Origin of the sequence: Brevibacterium sp. 'Marine', from assembly GCF_012844365.1 — a bacterium.
Taxonomy (GTDB): domain Bacteria; phylum Actinomycetota; class Actinomycetes; order Actinomycetales; family Brevibacteriaceae; genus Brevibacterium.
On the sequence record NZ_CP051626.1, the window covers coordinates 348,608 to 362,776 of the forward strand.

The following is a 14,169-nucleotide window of genomic DNA, read 5'->3' on the forward strand; positions in this document are numbered from 1 at the left end:
ATGACCGACACTCGCCCCGCACCCTTGACTGGCCTCAAAGTCGTTGAGATCTCTGCCTTCGTTGCAGCCCCGTTGGGTGCAATGACCTTGGCTCAGCTCGGTGCCGATGTCATCCGCATCGACCCCATCGGTGGGAATATCGATGCGAACCGGTGGCCGATCAGCGATGACGGCACATCGATCTACTGGGCGTCCCTGAATAAGGGGAAGCGCTCGGTCACCCTCGACCTGAAGTCTGAGGAGGGGCAGAAGATCGCCACGGATCTTATCGCCGAGGCGGGCACGCTCATCACGAATCTGCCGGCCCGCGGATGGTTGAGCTATGAGAATCTCAAGCGGCATCGCGCAGATCTCGTCATGCTCCGCCTAGGCGGGTGGCACGACGGTTCCCCGGCGGTCGATTACACGGTGAATGCGGCCAGCGGGTTCCCAGTCATCACCGGTGATGACGAGCGCCCGGTCAACAATGCTGTGCCTGCTTGGGATATTGCTGCGGGGCTCTATATTTCCAACGGGATCATGGCTGCGGAGCTGGATCGCCGTACCTCAGGCAAGGGACAGGAGATCACTCTGGCGCTGTCCGATGTCATGCTCGCGACCGTGGGCAATCTTGGCTATATCGCCGAGGTGCAGGCGACAGGGAAGACCAGAGGGGCCCTGGGCAATGGTCTCTACGGTGCCTATGGGCAGTCGTTCGAGTGTTCGGACGGCCGTCAGGTGATGGTTGTCGTCATCTCGAACAAGCACTGGCGAGGCCTGGGCAAGGCGACGGGGCTGTCGGAGAAGCTCGAGATGATCGGGCAACTTCTCGATGTCGACTTGGCGACTGAGGGTGGTCGGTTCGAGGCGAGGGAGGCGATCGATGCGGTGGTGCGTCAGTGGTTTGCTGCGCACACTGCCGAGGACGCGACAAGGCTTCTCGCCGAGGGCGGGGTTCTCGTCGGCGGATTCCAGACGTTTGAGGAACTCGTAAACTCAGACCCGCGGTGTTCGACGGAGAACCCGATGCTCACCGAAATCGACCAGCCTGGTGTCGGTCGGGTGTTGGCTCCGAGGGTACCGCTGCAGTTCGGAGGGACACCGGTGAACGCGGCGCAGACGGCACCGCACCTCGGCGGGAATACCGCCGAGGTGCTGAGATCGGTGCTGGGGCTGATTGCTGAAGAGACCTCCGGGCTCAATCCCAATGATACGGCGCAATGACCGTCATCGGTGCCGACTGAACGAGCTGATCAGCTGGTCGGCTGTGCATGGGCGGTGGGCGCGTGGATGATGTCGAAGTAGACGGACTTGTCATTCTCGTCGGGGTACTACACCCGGTAGGTGAAATCGTCATCGGTGAGCGTGATGATCTCTGAGTCGCGAGTGAACTGCTCGTTGCCGGATTCGTCCTTCGACACGATAGTTCGTGTCTTTCCGTCGTCGGACACGGTCCAGTCGCCTTGCATCTTCGGTGAGTCGTCGAGGTTGTACATCGTGAATGTTCTGTCAGTCTTGAAGTACGCCCAGCCGACGTAGTTCTCGACGTCTACGTCTTCAACACCCACCTCATTGCCTTCGGTGTCAGTGGCGCTCGTCGTCTCCCATGGAGTGGAGGCGAGGGCGTCCGACGGCTGAGTGCCTCTATCAGCAGCGGGCATCTCTTCCGAGGCGGAAGAGGGAGTTCCCTCAGCTTCGACTGTATGGGTGCAAGCGCTCAGGGCCCCGACCGCTGCAACGGCCGAGGCGAGGAACAGGTTGGACTTCGTGGTGATTCTGTCATTTGTCATGCCCTAATTCTTCCGGATGCAGCGACAAAGCAAATCTGTCATCGGGGCGGAGAAAAGTGGCCGATCGGATGATGCTAAAGACGATGTCATCTGCCGACGATAGTCGCGGGCTCGACAGCGCATGGCTATCTGGCCCCGATTGCCTATGCTTGAGAGCAATGACTTCGAAGCTTGCCCGCGAACGACCCCTCGATGTCTGGTTGCTGGTCGTTCTCATTGTGCTTTTGGTCGTCGGTTCTCTGCGTTACGTCTTCCGGCACGGGCTCGTCTGCGAGTGCTTCCGTGGGCCGGTCGGTGAAAGTTTCGCCGCAACTGTACGTCGAACTTCGGCGTTCTAGCCATGGACCTGGCTATTGATGGCAACGCGGACTATTTCGATTGGCCTCGTGAAGCACAATTGGCGGACCACAAGTGGGCCTTAATGAGTGAAACGTGGTCAGTGTGCTTTCTGCCGGTTGGAGCGCTAGCTGACCTTTGGCAGAGTCGAAATTATTGGTGACACAGGGGCGTATTCTCAAGGCACCATAGGTAGGGCACACGATAGAAGGTGAATATCCGTTTGCTATGAAGACGGCTCACTGCGAGATTCTGCGGACGCAAAATATCCACTGTGCGAAGCTGAAGGGTCGTAGTGACGGAGACTATAGATGGGCCGTCAAGACCATAGACGGGACACTTAGAGATTGAAGCCTTAGAACCCGGGACATTGCTAGCTACATGGCTTCGGTCAAGTGAGCGAGCTCGTTCGAAGCTTCCTCGTAGAAAACAAATCCTAGATCAGTGACCGTCTCACGGGAGAACAGATGGGGTACGATCCAGGTATATGTCGTATCTATATGGGCTGGACCATGCCAGTAAAGACTTCACAACCGCCAAGAGCTTTGGTAAGAACACTTTTACCAATGCTTTCCCGCTCGCGCTTACTCAGTACCTATCAATGGAGCGTGAGCTAGGCATACCTGTTGTGCGCGCAGAAATTGGGATTGACGGTCGTCCAACTACGAATCACGTGAAATCGAGATGGGCCGATATAATCCACACAGATCCGCGAAACGCGTTCTTTGATTTTGAGGCACCATTTGAGCCGTATCGACAATTTGCCACAGCCGGCGATCTCAGCCCCAGTGATGTCGTGATTCGTGACAACGCGACCAAGGAGTATCTGCATCCACTCGAACTCAAACTTGTTGTGGCCCCCAATGCCGAAACAGCGGGGCGCCCTCGCGAGAAACAAGCGTGCGAAACAGTTTTCAGGCCATCGACGGTAGAACAGGTGGCATTTTCGATCGCTTACGGGTACACCTCAACTCGTCGATATGAAATGCAAACTCTGCTGAGAGACCATCTGGGGTTGCCGAACGAGTATGACTGGCGCAATGTTCGATTTATGCTCGACAAGATTCCGGCGATTGTTGAGGCGACTGAAGCTCTGATTGAGGCTGGCATCAAACTGCAGCGGCCTCTTATTATGGTAGCTCTGTGGCGATCGCAAGGGCAAAAGCCCCTGCTCGACGAGAAGCACGCTTTCGATACCTTTGTTTGGACCGATCTGGCGTTTGTTCAGTTGTTTGTCCAGGCTGTTCGCGCGGCATACTTGGATGCTGACTCGAATCTCGTTTCAGCGCCCAATGCGAAAATCAGCAGGCCCGCACGGACGCTGATTTGGCTGATTCGATCTCTGTGGGATTACACAACCCAATTCACGCTGGACTTTGCCCGAGTTAAAAGCGATACCACTTATGGGTATCAAACGGATAAGGCTGGATCTTTCACTACCGGTGCGCGAGACATTATGATGTCGGAGGAATTCGTATACCCACGGGTTGGGGCGAGTGAGATTGAGCGAATTTTTAATGAACGAGGAAGAGACTTTCTTCTGCCCGAACGAAGGCTAGATGCTTCTTTTTCATTGCGATTTACAATCGATAAGCTGCAAGCAGGAGGCGATTGGACAAGTTAGGGGTCTCTGTTTGGCGCCCAGGCGTTTCGATTCGCGACCCCTCATGTGGTAGCGTTTTGGCTATGGACGATCTCCCGATTGCGGACGCGGCTGATCCCGCTACCGGACTATTTGATGTGAAACGGCTCGCTGCGTTGCTTGATGTGAAGCCGGCTACCGTTCGTACGCTCCGTTCTAGGGGCAGACTTCCTGTTCCGACCTCTGAAGACATAAATGGTGGGGCTGTTTGGGCGTCCGAGATCGTAGCTGCGTTTCTGAAGCCAGATGATGGGTATGACTCGAGAGTCTCTCCTGACCCTATGTTGCCTTCTGTCATCGACCTTTTCGCTGGTTGTGGCGGAATGTCTCTTGGGTTTCAGCTTGCTCGTTTTCGGGTCCTCGCGGGCTATGACAATTGGAAACCGGCGGTGGACACTTACAATCAGAACAAGCTCGGACACGAGGCGAAAACGCTCGATCTTGGAGATGTCGAACTTACGATCGCCGAGCTCGAACATCATCGGCAGCCTGATGGATCCTTTCCGTCCATAATTGGAGGCCCCCCATGCCAAGATTTCTCCTCAGCTGGCAAGCGGGTTGAAGGAGAAAGGGCCGATTTAACAGAGAAATACGCCTCAATTGTCACTCACTTTCGACCGCCATTCTTTGTGATGGAGAATGTAGCCAGGGCCGCTGGAGCAGCCGCCTACCACCGTGCACTCTCTGTTATGGAAGATGCGGGTTACACCATTGTGAAGAAGGTGCTCAACTCTGCATATTGTGGTGTGCCGCAGACTCGCAAGCGGCTAATTGCATTCGGTTCCCTGAGTGCGGGCCACGTCGATCGTGTGCGGCACTACTGGGAGACTGCAGTCTCGGAAGAGGCAATGACCGTTCGCGACTGGTTTGGTACTCGCCTAGAAACCGAGTATTACTACAGGCACCCGCGAAGCTACGCTCGTAGAGGCATCTTTTCGGTGGACGAGCCATCTCCTACAATTCGAGGCGTAAATCGACCTATACCAGCGGGGTACCCGGGGCATGAGGGCGATCCAGCGCCGGCATCTCAAGCTCGGCCCCTGACGACTGCCGAACGTGCCGAGATTCAAACATTCCCGCGAGGTTTTACCTTCGCTGGGTCCAGAACCGACACTGAGCAGATGATCGGGAATGCGGTCCCAGTCAAGCTCGGGAAGTTCGTTGCAGACTCCATATCCTTTGCATACAACACCTCCGGTGTTTCAGATTAATTTCGTTTTACTGAAGATTGCCGGGCGGTCTGGTCTGTTTGCTGGCGGCATTAGATCTGAGTTGCACAACTTTAGTTACCCGCCGGTGAGGTCCGAATCTACGATTTTTCCAGTGCTTTGAGCATGTCCTCGACGGCCTTGGGTGCTTCCGGTATGAACGTGATGTCCTGCCCACCGACTCGCCCGGTGAACTCCCGCAATGGCCGCAGACTCGTGATGATCTTCTTCAGCGACGCGCCCCGGTCGCGTCTTGCATGAACCTCGATACGGCCAACGCCGTGAACACGACCGTCAAGTGCGCCTCGATTGCGTCCCTGGTCCGGTGAAAGATCGGCCGGGCTCTCAAGTCGGTCTTCGACATCCGAAAAGACTGCTCGACGTGCCACAGGTCGTGATAGCTTCCGATGACCTCGGTCGCTGGCATGGTCCCGACGGGAATGTTCGTCACGTAGCCTTTGAACCCCGTCAGCTTCATCGCCCGCTCATACGCCTTCTCATCGAAGGCTTTCTCCTCATCAGTGACCTTCACAAACCGCGCCTTCTTCGCTGGCTTGTCACCATCGATGATCGCCAGTGCGCGGTTGCGCTGCAGGTTCAGCGTCTGCTCATCACGCATCGCCCGTTTCCGCCGGTACTGCCACACCACTCGCCACGCATCCGGATGCTCCGCAGCCGACCACACGGGTTCGCGTCGCTTCTTCACCCGGTCAGGATCGAGTCGCTTCACACCTTTCGGAGTGTGTAGGGAAGGTGCATTCGATAGCACCTGTGGACTGAACCGGTAGCAGGAGCGCGGGGACCTGGTAGCACTAATCCGGTGCCCCGCGCTCCAAGCTTACGATCACGCCGGACTATTCTCCTCGGGTTGCTGTCGAGTCTTCTTACGCATATTCGGGCCATCGAGTTGGACGATCTCGCTGACGGAAACGAGCCGGCTGAGAATCGATTCAGCGATGACTGCGTCGTGGAGTGATTTGTACCAGTCGACGGGGTCGAATTGAGACGTCACGATCGTGGCTCCCTTGCCTTCTCTGCTGGCAAGGATGTTCAGTATCTTGGCAGTCGTATCCATCGTGATCGGTGTCGTGAGGAAGTCATCGAGGACGAGGACATCGCAGGCTCGCAGACTATCGAGGAACCGTAATCCTCCCGGATCAGATGGCTGGTAGACCGCCAGCCGATTCCCCAGATCATCTAGCCGCCAGTAGGCGACGGTGTAGTCCTTCCGGCATGCAGCGTTGACCAGCGCCTGGGCGAGATAGGACTTGCCCACACTGGTTTTGCCGAGGATGACGACGTTCGTGGCATTGTCGATCCAGGCACAGGAGGCGAGCCGATCGACGACGTCGCGGGTCAGCGTCCGGTCAGGCAGGTACCGGATGTCTTCGACACATGCAGCGGGGTTCGGGGTATGAGAGGCCTTAAGGAGTTTGTGGACGCGGCGTTCTGCCCGGGCAGCGAGCTCGATATCGAGGGCATGGTGGATCTTGGCTGAGAACGTCCAGTCGTCGTAGTCGGAATCGTTGGCGATATCGATCACGGCTTGCCCGAACGCGGTCATCCGCAGCTGGGTGAAGACAGCCATGTCATCAGTGGTGAGGTGGTGGTCAGACATTGGTGGGGTCCTTTCAGGCTTCCTCGTCGTTGGTCAGCGTGGTCAGGCGGAATTGATCAACACCAGTCAGATGAGCTCTGCTGGTATCCCGTGAGACTGCAGGCGCTGGTGCCTGGGCAGGTGGGACTGTCGTCGGGCGCTGTTTGGCTTGGGCGCGGATGGCAGTGAGCTGATGCTTGACCGCGGTGTAGCTGATCGAACGGCGCTGATCAGTGCATAGTGGATGAAGGTGGGCGATGCGGCGCATCGCCAACCCCGGCAGGTAAGCGACCGTGATGGACTCGGCTTGGGCGACCGCGACCGACAGGGCCCCGATTGTGGCGGGCTGATCAACGATGACGAGCAGTGTTCCGTGCTTGCGCAGCCGGTCAAGCAAAGCCCGGAGTTTCGTTTCGTTTTGCGGCAGTGCCTTCGACAGGAGTTGTTTGCCGTCGCGGTCGAGTGCGACGGCGTGGTGGTTGTGTTTGCCGATATCGATGCCGATGAATACGTCGATGTCAGCGTGGTTGGTGATCATGTCATTCATCTTCTTCGACTCATGTGACCGGATATTTGGTTGTGGTTCGGCTGGCCGGTGGTGCTGTGGCTCCTGGGTTCGGCATCCACGTTACGGTCGGGCTCAAGGCATGTGTTCTGCCAGTGGTTCTGGCCCCTATCAGCGATTTCCCTGGTGCCCTCGGATCCCGGTGACTACACCTCCCGGATCATGGTGACTGGGGGCATCAATCATGCCGGGGTCCTCAGGCCAGCGACCCCTTCTATCCTGACGGATGGCGGGGCTACTTAAAAAGTAACGGGGGCGTTAGAGTCGGCTTGTAAATTTCACGATTTGCGGGACTGCAGTGCTGGGTGATTTTTACTTACTACCAATTATCTTGACGTGAGCTGTTGTGCCCTCGAGGACGGTGTTCAATTTCGAGACGGTTGGCCCTTGTGTCTATCCGTGCTTGTGCTATTTAGCGTATTCTCGATTATAGAGACTATTGACTCAATGCTCTCATGTTCCCAGAATCGGAGGACTATCCAGCCGTCTTCCTTGAGCAATTGATTTGTCTCTAAGTCTCGTGCTTGGTTTCTTGTGATCTTGTCTTTCCAATATTGGCGGTTTGCCTTTGGCAGGACAAAATGGTCTTTGCATCCGTGCCAGAAGCAGCCGTCAATTTGAATAGCCAGACGGTGGCGGGTGAAGGCAATATCGACCGTACGGCGTTTGTCATTTTGGAGGGCGTGAAATTCAATCCGAAAGCGCCAGCCGCGGCGATGGAGAGCACGTCTTACCGCGATTTCGGGCTTTGTATCTCGCGAACGATTTGCTTTCATGGCTAGTCGTGCTTGCTCTGTTGTTGCCCAGGAACTAGGTGTCGAGTTCATCTTTGAATTGTGACTTGCTAGTCAAGGGAACGGTGACTTTCGAACTTGGAAGTTGGAAGCGCTAGGGTCTCCCACGCAAACGTCGCGATCCAATGCGACGAAACGTACTCGTCTGAGACAGCGGCGCCGAGTCCTGGTGCCATCAACGAATCGACTCGGGTGAGCATGCCCTTGGCCTGGGTCAGAAGCTCGTCATGACCGGACTTTTCCGCGTTCGCCTCTAACTTCGAGGCCAATCGCATCACCGATGCCGCGACCGAGAGTCCCAAACCGTAAAGATGGCTCTGCTGACCGTCGGTCGGGTCGAGGACCTTCACGGGTGTGAGCGCTGGTGATTCGGGAGACAGATCCGAAAGGAACTCAGGCAGCCATGTTGCCAACTCGTCCTCGGTGAGCACTTCGGCCATGAGGTCCGCCTCGCACAAGCCGGGGGAGAGGAAGTCGTGACCGCTGCGCTCCTGACTGAAGTTCCAGGCGGCGTCCTCGGCGAAGAACCGACGAGCCGCTCCGGCGATGACGTCAACAACATCATGCCGGCCTGCAGCACGAGCACCGATGAGGATTCGGCGCAGCCCGAAGGCTGTATTCGAGTGCACCCCATGGCGAACCGGCGCGGCCACCTTAGGCAGCCACGTCGATGCAAGATCGAACACCGTATCCGCGAGCACTTGAGTGTTCGCGCCTAGTTCACGTAGCTCGTCGATATTGCTGGCATTGAGGACCCGATTGAGTTCGACCGCCCACGCCCAGCCATACGGCCGCTCCCACGAAGGATTCTCACGGAGGAAAGCCGCCTCGGCGAGCATATTCTCCTCGCTCAGGTGTGAAGAGAGAACTTCAACCGCACGTTCGCTCCAACTGGCTCTTTGAGCCTCCTTGGTCTCCAGCAGCGACGCCAATAGGTAGTGCATGTGCACGCTCGAGTGCCAGTCATAGGAATTCCCGAATGCCGGATGCTTCTCCACCGCGGGCACGATGTCGGCCAAACTCCGCGCCAGATGATGGGAGGCGAACGGATACTCACGGGTGATGTTGCTCAGCGCCACCTCGGCGAAGGGGTGCACGAAATCTGCAGGTTGCGACATGGATCCTCATCGGCTCGGGGTCTCCACATTACCCGCAATCAGTGCGGCTCAGTGATCCCCTTGCCTACACTGCGTCCGGTCGACTGCCCGTCCTCCACCACATGTTCGCCGCTGCCGAGGACGCCGTCGATTCCGCGCGGAGCCAGCGTTGGTTGAGTGTGAATGTGGCATTGTCCGTGGCTTTCTCCGGATCGAACAGCACTATGCCAGCAATATGACCGAACAGCCTTTCTGTCCCTCCGTCATGCACCCAAGGCGGCAGGAGCGTGGAGAGTATTAGGCTCGAAACCTTATGCGGACTTTAAGAACGGCTATAGCTTGTCCGACATGTCGGACATAATTCTGCGTCGATGGATTGTAAGCCAGATAGTGACCTGCCAGCATGGCCGGAGGCCTTTCCAGCACCACTGTTCGCATCAGCAACTGAGTGACCAAGGACGGTACAGAACTGCTGCCATCCCGGTGCTGACGATTGGTCGCAATTGATGGACAATCCACCGGAGTCAATGATGAACAATAAGAAATTGCGGTGGGGAGTGTTCGCCCCGATGGCGGTCCTCCTGGTCGCCACCGCGGTCCTGGGTATCGCAGCCCCTCAATGGTTCTACAACATACAGTCGGCAGTGGTGGGATTCGCCTTCACAAACTTCGGCTGGCTATTCAGTTTGACCGTGTTCGTATTGATCTTCGTCTGTCTGTATGTGGGCTTTTCGAAGTACGGAAAGATAAGAATTGGTGGCGACGAGGCCAAACCGACTTTGTCGAAATGGCAATGGTTCGCGATCTCTCTGACCAGCGGCATCGGCACCGGAATCCTGTTCTGGGGGACGGCTGAACCGCTGACCCATTTCATGGACCCGCCGAATGCGCTCGGGCTGGAGCCAGGATCGGAGCAGGCAGCAACCTTTTCGATTGCGGCCGTGACGATGCAGTGGACGGTCGCCCCATATGCCTTGTATGTCATCTGCGGAATCGCAATCGGATACGCACATTACAACAAGGGCATGCCCTACGCAGTCAGCTCTGCGCTGTACCCCATCTTCGGAAGGCGGGCACTTGGGGGCCTCGGAACCGTCGTCGACAATGTCTGCATGTTCGCCATTGCGGGTGCCATGTCTGCGATCCTTGGGGAAGGGGTGCTGCAGATCGGCAGCGGCGTTTCGCACTATACGGACATCGTCAATGGCCCCACTCTGTGGGCGGCTATCGCCATTCTCATCACCATTACCTACATTCTGTCGAGCTACACCGGCCTCCAAAAAGGAATCAAGTTCCTCGCGGAGCAGAACACCCGGCTTTTCCTCTTGCTTCTGGTCTTCGTGCTTGTAGTGGGTCCGACCGCCTACATCATGACCATTGGTACGCAAGGCACCGGAAAGTACCTTTCTGACTTCGCGGAGATGCATCTGTGGTTCAGCCCAATGGACGGCGAATCATGGCCCCGGGATTGGCCGATCTTCGAATGGGCTCTCTGGGGTGCCAACGCCCCTTTAATCGGAATGTTCATCGCTCGAGTGTCATATGGTCGCACGATCCGTGAGTTCGTCACGATCAACCTTCTGCTGCCGGCCGCATTCGGAGCTTTCTGGTTCTGGGTGTTCGGCGGTGCGGCCATGTACTTCGATTGGAAGGGAGATGGCAAGCTTTGGGACATCATCAACGGTGAGGGCGGTGTGCCGCTGTCATTGTTCGCATTCTTGGACGAGCTTCCGCTGTCACTGCTCTTCGGCACCCTCATGTTGATTGCGATCTTCATTTCGTTCACCACCCTGGCAGATTCGCTGACCACGACCATGTCGTCATTGACCACAACCGGCAACGATCTCAAGAATCCGGAGCCCCCGGCCATGGTGAAGATGTTCTGGGGTGGATTGATCGGCCTTTTGGCAGTTCTCACTGTGACGGCCGGTACCGGAGGAGAGATTTCGGGCATCGACGCAGTCAAACAGACTGCGACCTTAGCAGGATTCCCGGTCTTATTCCTGATCATCCTCATTTCGTTCTGCGCCGCTAAATACCTTCGCTCGGATGCGAAGGTTATAGATGCTGTCGAGGAAGATGACAGGTCCGAAACATCTCAACTGGAGAGTTGATTCGGTTCACGTTTTCGTCGTGATACCCATAGCAGTCGTAAAGGCATTTTGAGTGAAGGAGCACGAAATCAACTCGCAAGAATATGTGACCATCAGACCAGATGGGTTCGGTGTCGATGACCTGCATCGTATCGCTCGACGTCGTCACCATGTGTACATTTCTGACGATTCGCGCAGAGAGATTCGGGAGTCCCGGCGAGTCGTCGACGATCTGCTGCGCCAGAACGCAATTGTCTATGGAATTACGACCGGTGTCGGCGATAACAGTAAGATCCGAATCGGCCCCGAAGAATCTGCTCAGCTGCAGCTGAGTCTTGTCCGCAGTCACGCCAGTGGAGTGGGCGAGCCTCTCTCCGCCGACGAAACACGTGCCGTAATGGCCATGATGGTCAGGAACCTATCGCTGGGGTACTCCGGGATCAGGGAAGAAGTCGTGGACTTGCTTCTCAATATGTTGAATGGGGATGTATTACCGCGAGTCCCTCGAAAGGGCTCGCTCGGGTACCTGTCGTACCAGGCTCACATCGCGTCTGTTCTGATCGGTGAAGGGGTCGCCAGGGTGGACGGGGCAGAGCTCCCTGGCGCCGAGGCACTCGAACGGCGAGGGCTGAGACCGATTGCCTTGCAAGCGAAAGAGGGGCTGAGCCTGCTGAACGGCACCTGCGACATGGTCGCGCTCGGAGGGCTTGCCGTCCATGATGCCCTGTCGCTTCTGAAATCGGCCGACATCTCAAGCGCCGTCTCTGTCGAAGGGCTTCGCGGGAATCTCACCGCGTTCGACGCTCGCATAGGCGCGGTGAAGAAGCACAAGGGCGTCGGAGCTACGGCCGCGAATTTGCGAACAATGTTAGCGGGAAGCAGCTTGGGCGAAGCGAATTCGCAGGACAAGGTGCAAGACGCATTGAGCGTGAGGTCTATCCCGCAGGTCCACGGCGCTGCTAAGGACATGACTCGATTCGTCAAGTCTGTGATCGAGGACGAAATGAACTCAGCGACCGATAACCCATTGGTATTCACTGAGGACGAGATGTCTCTGTCGTCGTCGAACTGTCATGGTGAGTCAGTGGCGATGGCTTTGGACTTGCTCGCTATAGCTCTCACAGAGCTGTCCAGTATTTCGGAGCGGCGAACATTCAGGCTGACATCTGCGCATCACAGTGGGCTTCCTCCATTCTTATCACCGAACCCGGGGACTGATTCGGGGTACATGATTCCTCAGTACACTGCTGCTGCCTTAGTCTCTGATAACAAGCGGTTGGCACAGCCTGCCTCAGTGGATTCCATCCCGTCGGCAGCAGGTCAAGAGGACCACGTGAGCATGGGCACCTCTTCCGCGCTCAAGAGTCTGGAAGTGGTCGAGAACGTTTCTCAGGTGATCGCCATCGAGCTTCTGTGCGCTTGCCAGGCAGTGGAGTTCATTTCTTCTGACTCCATCGGTCGAGGCGTGGCTGCTGCTTACGACTCGATTCGCGCGATAGTTCCGAGGCTCAAGAACGATCGACCGGTTCACAGCGATATCGAGGCGATACATTCAATGATCGTCAGTGAAGAGATCGTCGATGCTGTGGAGCTGGTCGGGAGCACTTTGCGCACGGTCTGATTCACATCGCGGCTGAGACACGGAGCTACCCTGTCTCCCGGGCGAATGTCCCACTGAGGTATTCGTTCCAGGTGATATGAGGACGTCGACTCGAGTCACCACTCTCTTCGTTTGGTTGGCAAAATCACCACCGTCGTGATCCTCTCTGATGTGCTGCAACTGCGGTGCCAATCTCGTGACTGATGTTGGCGCCGACAGCCCCCAGACCGGAAAGGCAACTCTGGGTGGTACAAAGCCGGCGAAATTCTTGATCACATGATGGGCCGCAAACGGGTAGTCACGCGTGATGTTGACCAAGCCCTGCACAGCGAATGAACGAATGAATTCTTCGAGGAGGTCAAGGATCATCTTCAACAGGTGGATGTCCCATCTATTCGGACGGACCTCGAGGACCGCTAGGCTGGAAGTGCGGCGAATAGAGCGCGGGAAGAAGGGAAGCTGCGGTGTCCGAGGTCCGAGTCTATGGCAAGATCGTCGACGATCACACCAGGTGCGTTCACTACGCCACCGAACTCGACATCATCGCGATCCGCTTCGCCTGCTGTGACCGCTACTATCCGTGCCACCTGTGCCACTCGGAGACGGCGGACCATCCCGCACAGCAGTGGCCACGCGAGCAGTGGGATCGTCCTGCGATTTTGTGCGGGAACTGTTGGACCGAACTGACGATCACTGCCTACAAAGCAACCGATGAATGCCCGGAATGCGCCGCGAACTTCAACCCACGCTGCGCGGCGCATTCGGATCTCTATTTTGCCGGTCAGTGAAGAACCCCGGCGGTGACGATTCCGCTCAGTGAAGGAACTGCATCACCACGATCATCGCGGCCATTCCCCAACAGTCGAGTGAGACCAGAGGGCGTCTTCGGACGATGTCGTGAACGGCGCAGATCACCAAGAGCACGGCGAGGACGGCGACGGCCACCGTCAGAAATGTGCTGATGAGCGACATGTCACCGGCATGATGCCCATGGCCGCCAGCTTCATGGCGACCGGCGTGCGTCGAACCGCTCATGTGTGCCCCATGGTTGAGGACCTGCCATGCCATCACCGGATAGGTGATGGCGGACAGGACCGCAGCCGTCGGGCCCGAGTGAGAATCCGCCCGTGATACGCAGCGGTCAGACGCGATCGACGACCGAACCTCATCCTCGTACGCGGACTCCGGTACGCCGCCTGCGCCACCCGTGACGAGAGCGGGGGACCGCCTCGGCGAGGGAACCCTAGACGACGATCGCAGGAACACGGCCAAGCAGAGCCCGGCGAAGAGCAGCGCCCCCGACCAGACGACCGGCGGGACCAGGGCTGCATAGGCCAGGTCGATCATGGCAAGGACCATCACAGTCGCGGCGACGATGGCCGGTCGTCCCTTCGACGCGACAGCGCCGGTCAGGCACAGGATCCCCGAGGCGACCATGAGGAACGACGCCACGCTGCTCATCGTAGAT

At 57.2% G+C, this 14,169-nt stretch carries 12 protein-coding genes and 1 pseudogene; 6 read left to right on the forward strand and 7 right to left on the reverse strand.

Features of this window, described 5'->3' with window-relative positions:
- Window positions 1-1,203, forward strand: a complete 1,203-nt coding sequence (locus HF684_RS01540) for a CoA transferase (protein ID WP_169251041.1) — start codon at window positions 1-3, stop codon at window positions 1,201-1,203.
- A gap of 107 nt (window positions 1,204-1,310) precedes the next feature.
- On the opposite strand, the gene HF684_RS01545 is transcribed toward HF684_RS01540, so the two are convergent.
- Window positions 1,311-1,769, reverse strand: coding sequence for a DUF4822 domain-containing protein (locus tag HF684_RS01545; RefSeq protein WP_211168043.1), 459 nt, complete (start codon window positions 1,767-1,769; stop codon window positions 1,311-1,313).
- A gap of 823 nt (window positions 1,770-2,592) precedes the next feature.
- Between HF684_RS01545 and HF684_RS01550 the strand changes: the two genes are divergently transcribed.
- Window positions 2,593-3,729 (forward strand): HindVP family restriction endonuclease, encoded by a 1,137-nt coding sequence (locus HF684_RS01550; RefSeq protein ID WP_169251042.1) that lies wholly within the window; start codon window positions 2,593-2,595, stop codon window positions 3,727-3,729.
- 62 nt (window positions 3,730-3,791) lie between these two features.
- Complete coding sequence (dcm, locus tag HF684_RS01555; RefSeq protein ID WP_169251044.1) at window positions 3,792-4,958, forward strand: DNA (cytosine-5-)-methyltransferase; 1,167 nt, start codon at window positions 3,792-3,794, stop codon at window positions 4,956-4,958.
- A 226-nt stretch (window positions 4,959-5,184) separates the two neighbouring features.
- On the opposite strand, the gene HF684_RS18700 is transcribed toward dcm, so the two are convergent.
- The 5 genes and pseudogenes from HF684_RS18700 to HF684_RS01580 form a co-directional block, all read right to left on the reverse strand.
- Complete coding sequence (locus HF684_RS18700) at window positions 5,185-5,574, reverse strand: transposase (RefSeq protein ID WP_248279071.1); 390 nt, start codon at window positions 5,572-5,574, stop codon at window positions 5,185-5,187.
- A gap of 225 nt (window positions 5,575-5,799) precedes the next feature.
- Window positions 5,800-6,573 carry an ATP-binding protein gene (locus tag HF684_RS01565; protein WP_169251046.1) on the reverse strand — a complete coding sequence of 258 codons (774 nt, stop codon included), beginning with the start codon at window positions 6,571-6,573 and terminating at the stop codon, window positions 5,800-5,802.
- Between the two features lie 223 nt (window positions 6,574-6,796).
- Window positions 6,797-7,090: pseudogene (locus HF684_RS18705) on the reverse strand (transposase); the annotation flags it as partial.
- Window positions 7,091-7,482: 392 nt separating this feature from the next.
- Window positions 7,483-7,944, reverse strand: a complete 462-nt coding sequence (locus HF684_RS01575; protein ID WP_169251047.1) for a very short patch repair endonuclease — start codon at window positions 7,942-7,944, stop codon at window positions 7,483-7,485.
- 17 nt (window positions 7,945-7,961) lie between these two features.
- Window positions 7,962-9,029, reverse strand: coding sequence for a DUF2891 family protein (locus tag HF684_RS01580; RefSeq protein WP_169251049.1), 1,068 nt, complete (start codon window positions 9,027-9,029; stop codon window positions 7,962-7,964).
- Window positions 9,030-9,538: 509 nt separating this feature from the next.
- On the opposite strand from HF684_RS01580, the gene HF684_RS01585 reads away from it, so the two are divergent.
- The 3 genes from HF684_RS01585 (at window position 9,539) to HF684_RS01595 (ending at window position 13,489) form a co-directional block, all read left to right on the forward strand.
- Entirely contained in the window at window positions 9,539-11,122 is a 1,584-nt protein-coding gene (locus tag HF684_RS01585; protein WP_169251051.1) for a BCCT family transporter, read from the forward strand.
- Between the two features lie 52 nt (window positions 11,123-11,174).
- Window positions 11,175-12,722: a histidine ammonia-lyase gene (gene hutH, locus HF684_RS01590; protein WP_169251052.1), complete on the forward strand. Its 1,548-nt coding sequence runs from the start codon at window positions 11,175-11,177 to the stop codon at window positions 12,720-12,722.
- Window positions 12,723-13,165: 443 nt separating this feature from the next.
- Window positions 13,166-13,489: a CHY zinc finger protein gene (locus HF684_RS01595; RefSeq protein ID WP_169251053.1), complete on the forward strand. Its 324-nt coding sequence runs from the start codon at window positions 13,166-13,168 to the stop codon at window positions 13,487-13,489.
- Window positions 13,490-13,514: 25 nt separating this feature from the next.
- Here HF684_RS01595 and HF684_RS01600 read toward each other — a convergent pair whose 3' ends face one another.
- Complete coding sequence (locus HF684_RS01600) at window positions 13,515-14,162, reverse strand: hypothetical protein (protein ID WP_169251054.1); 648 nt, start codon at window positions 14,160-14,162, stop codon at window positions 13,515-13,517.
- Window positions 14,163-14,169: the final 7 nt, after the last annotated feature.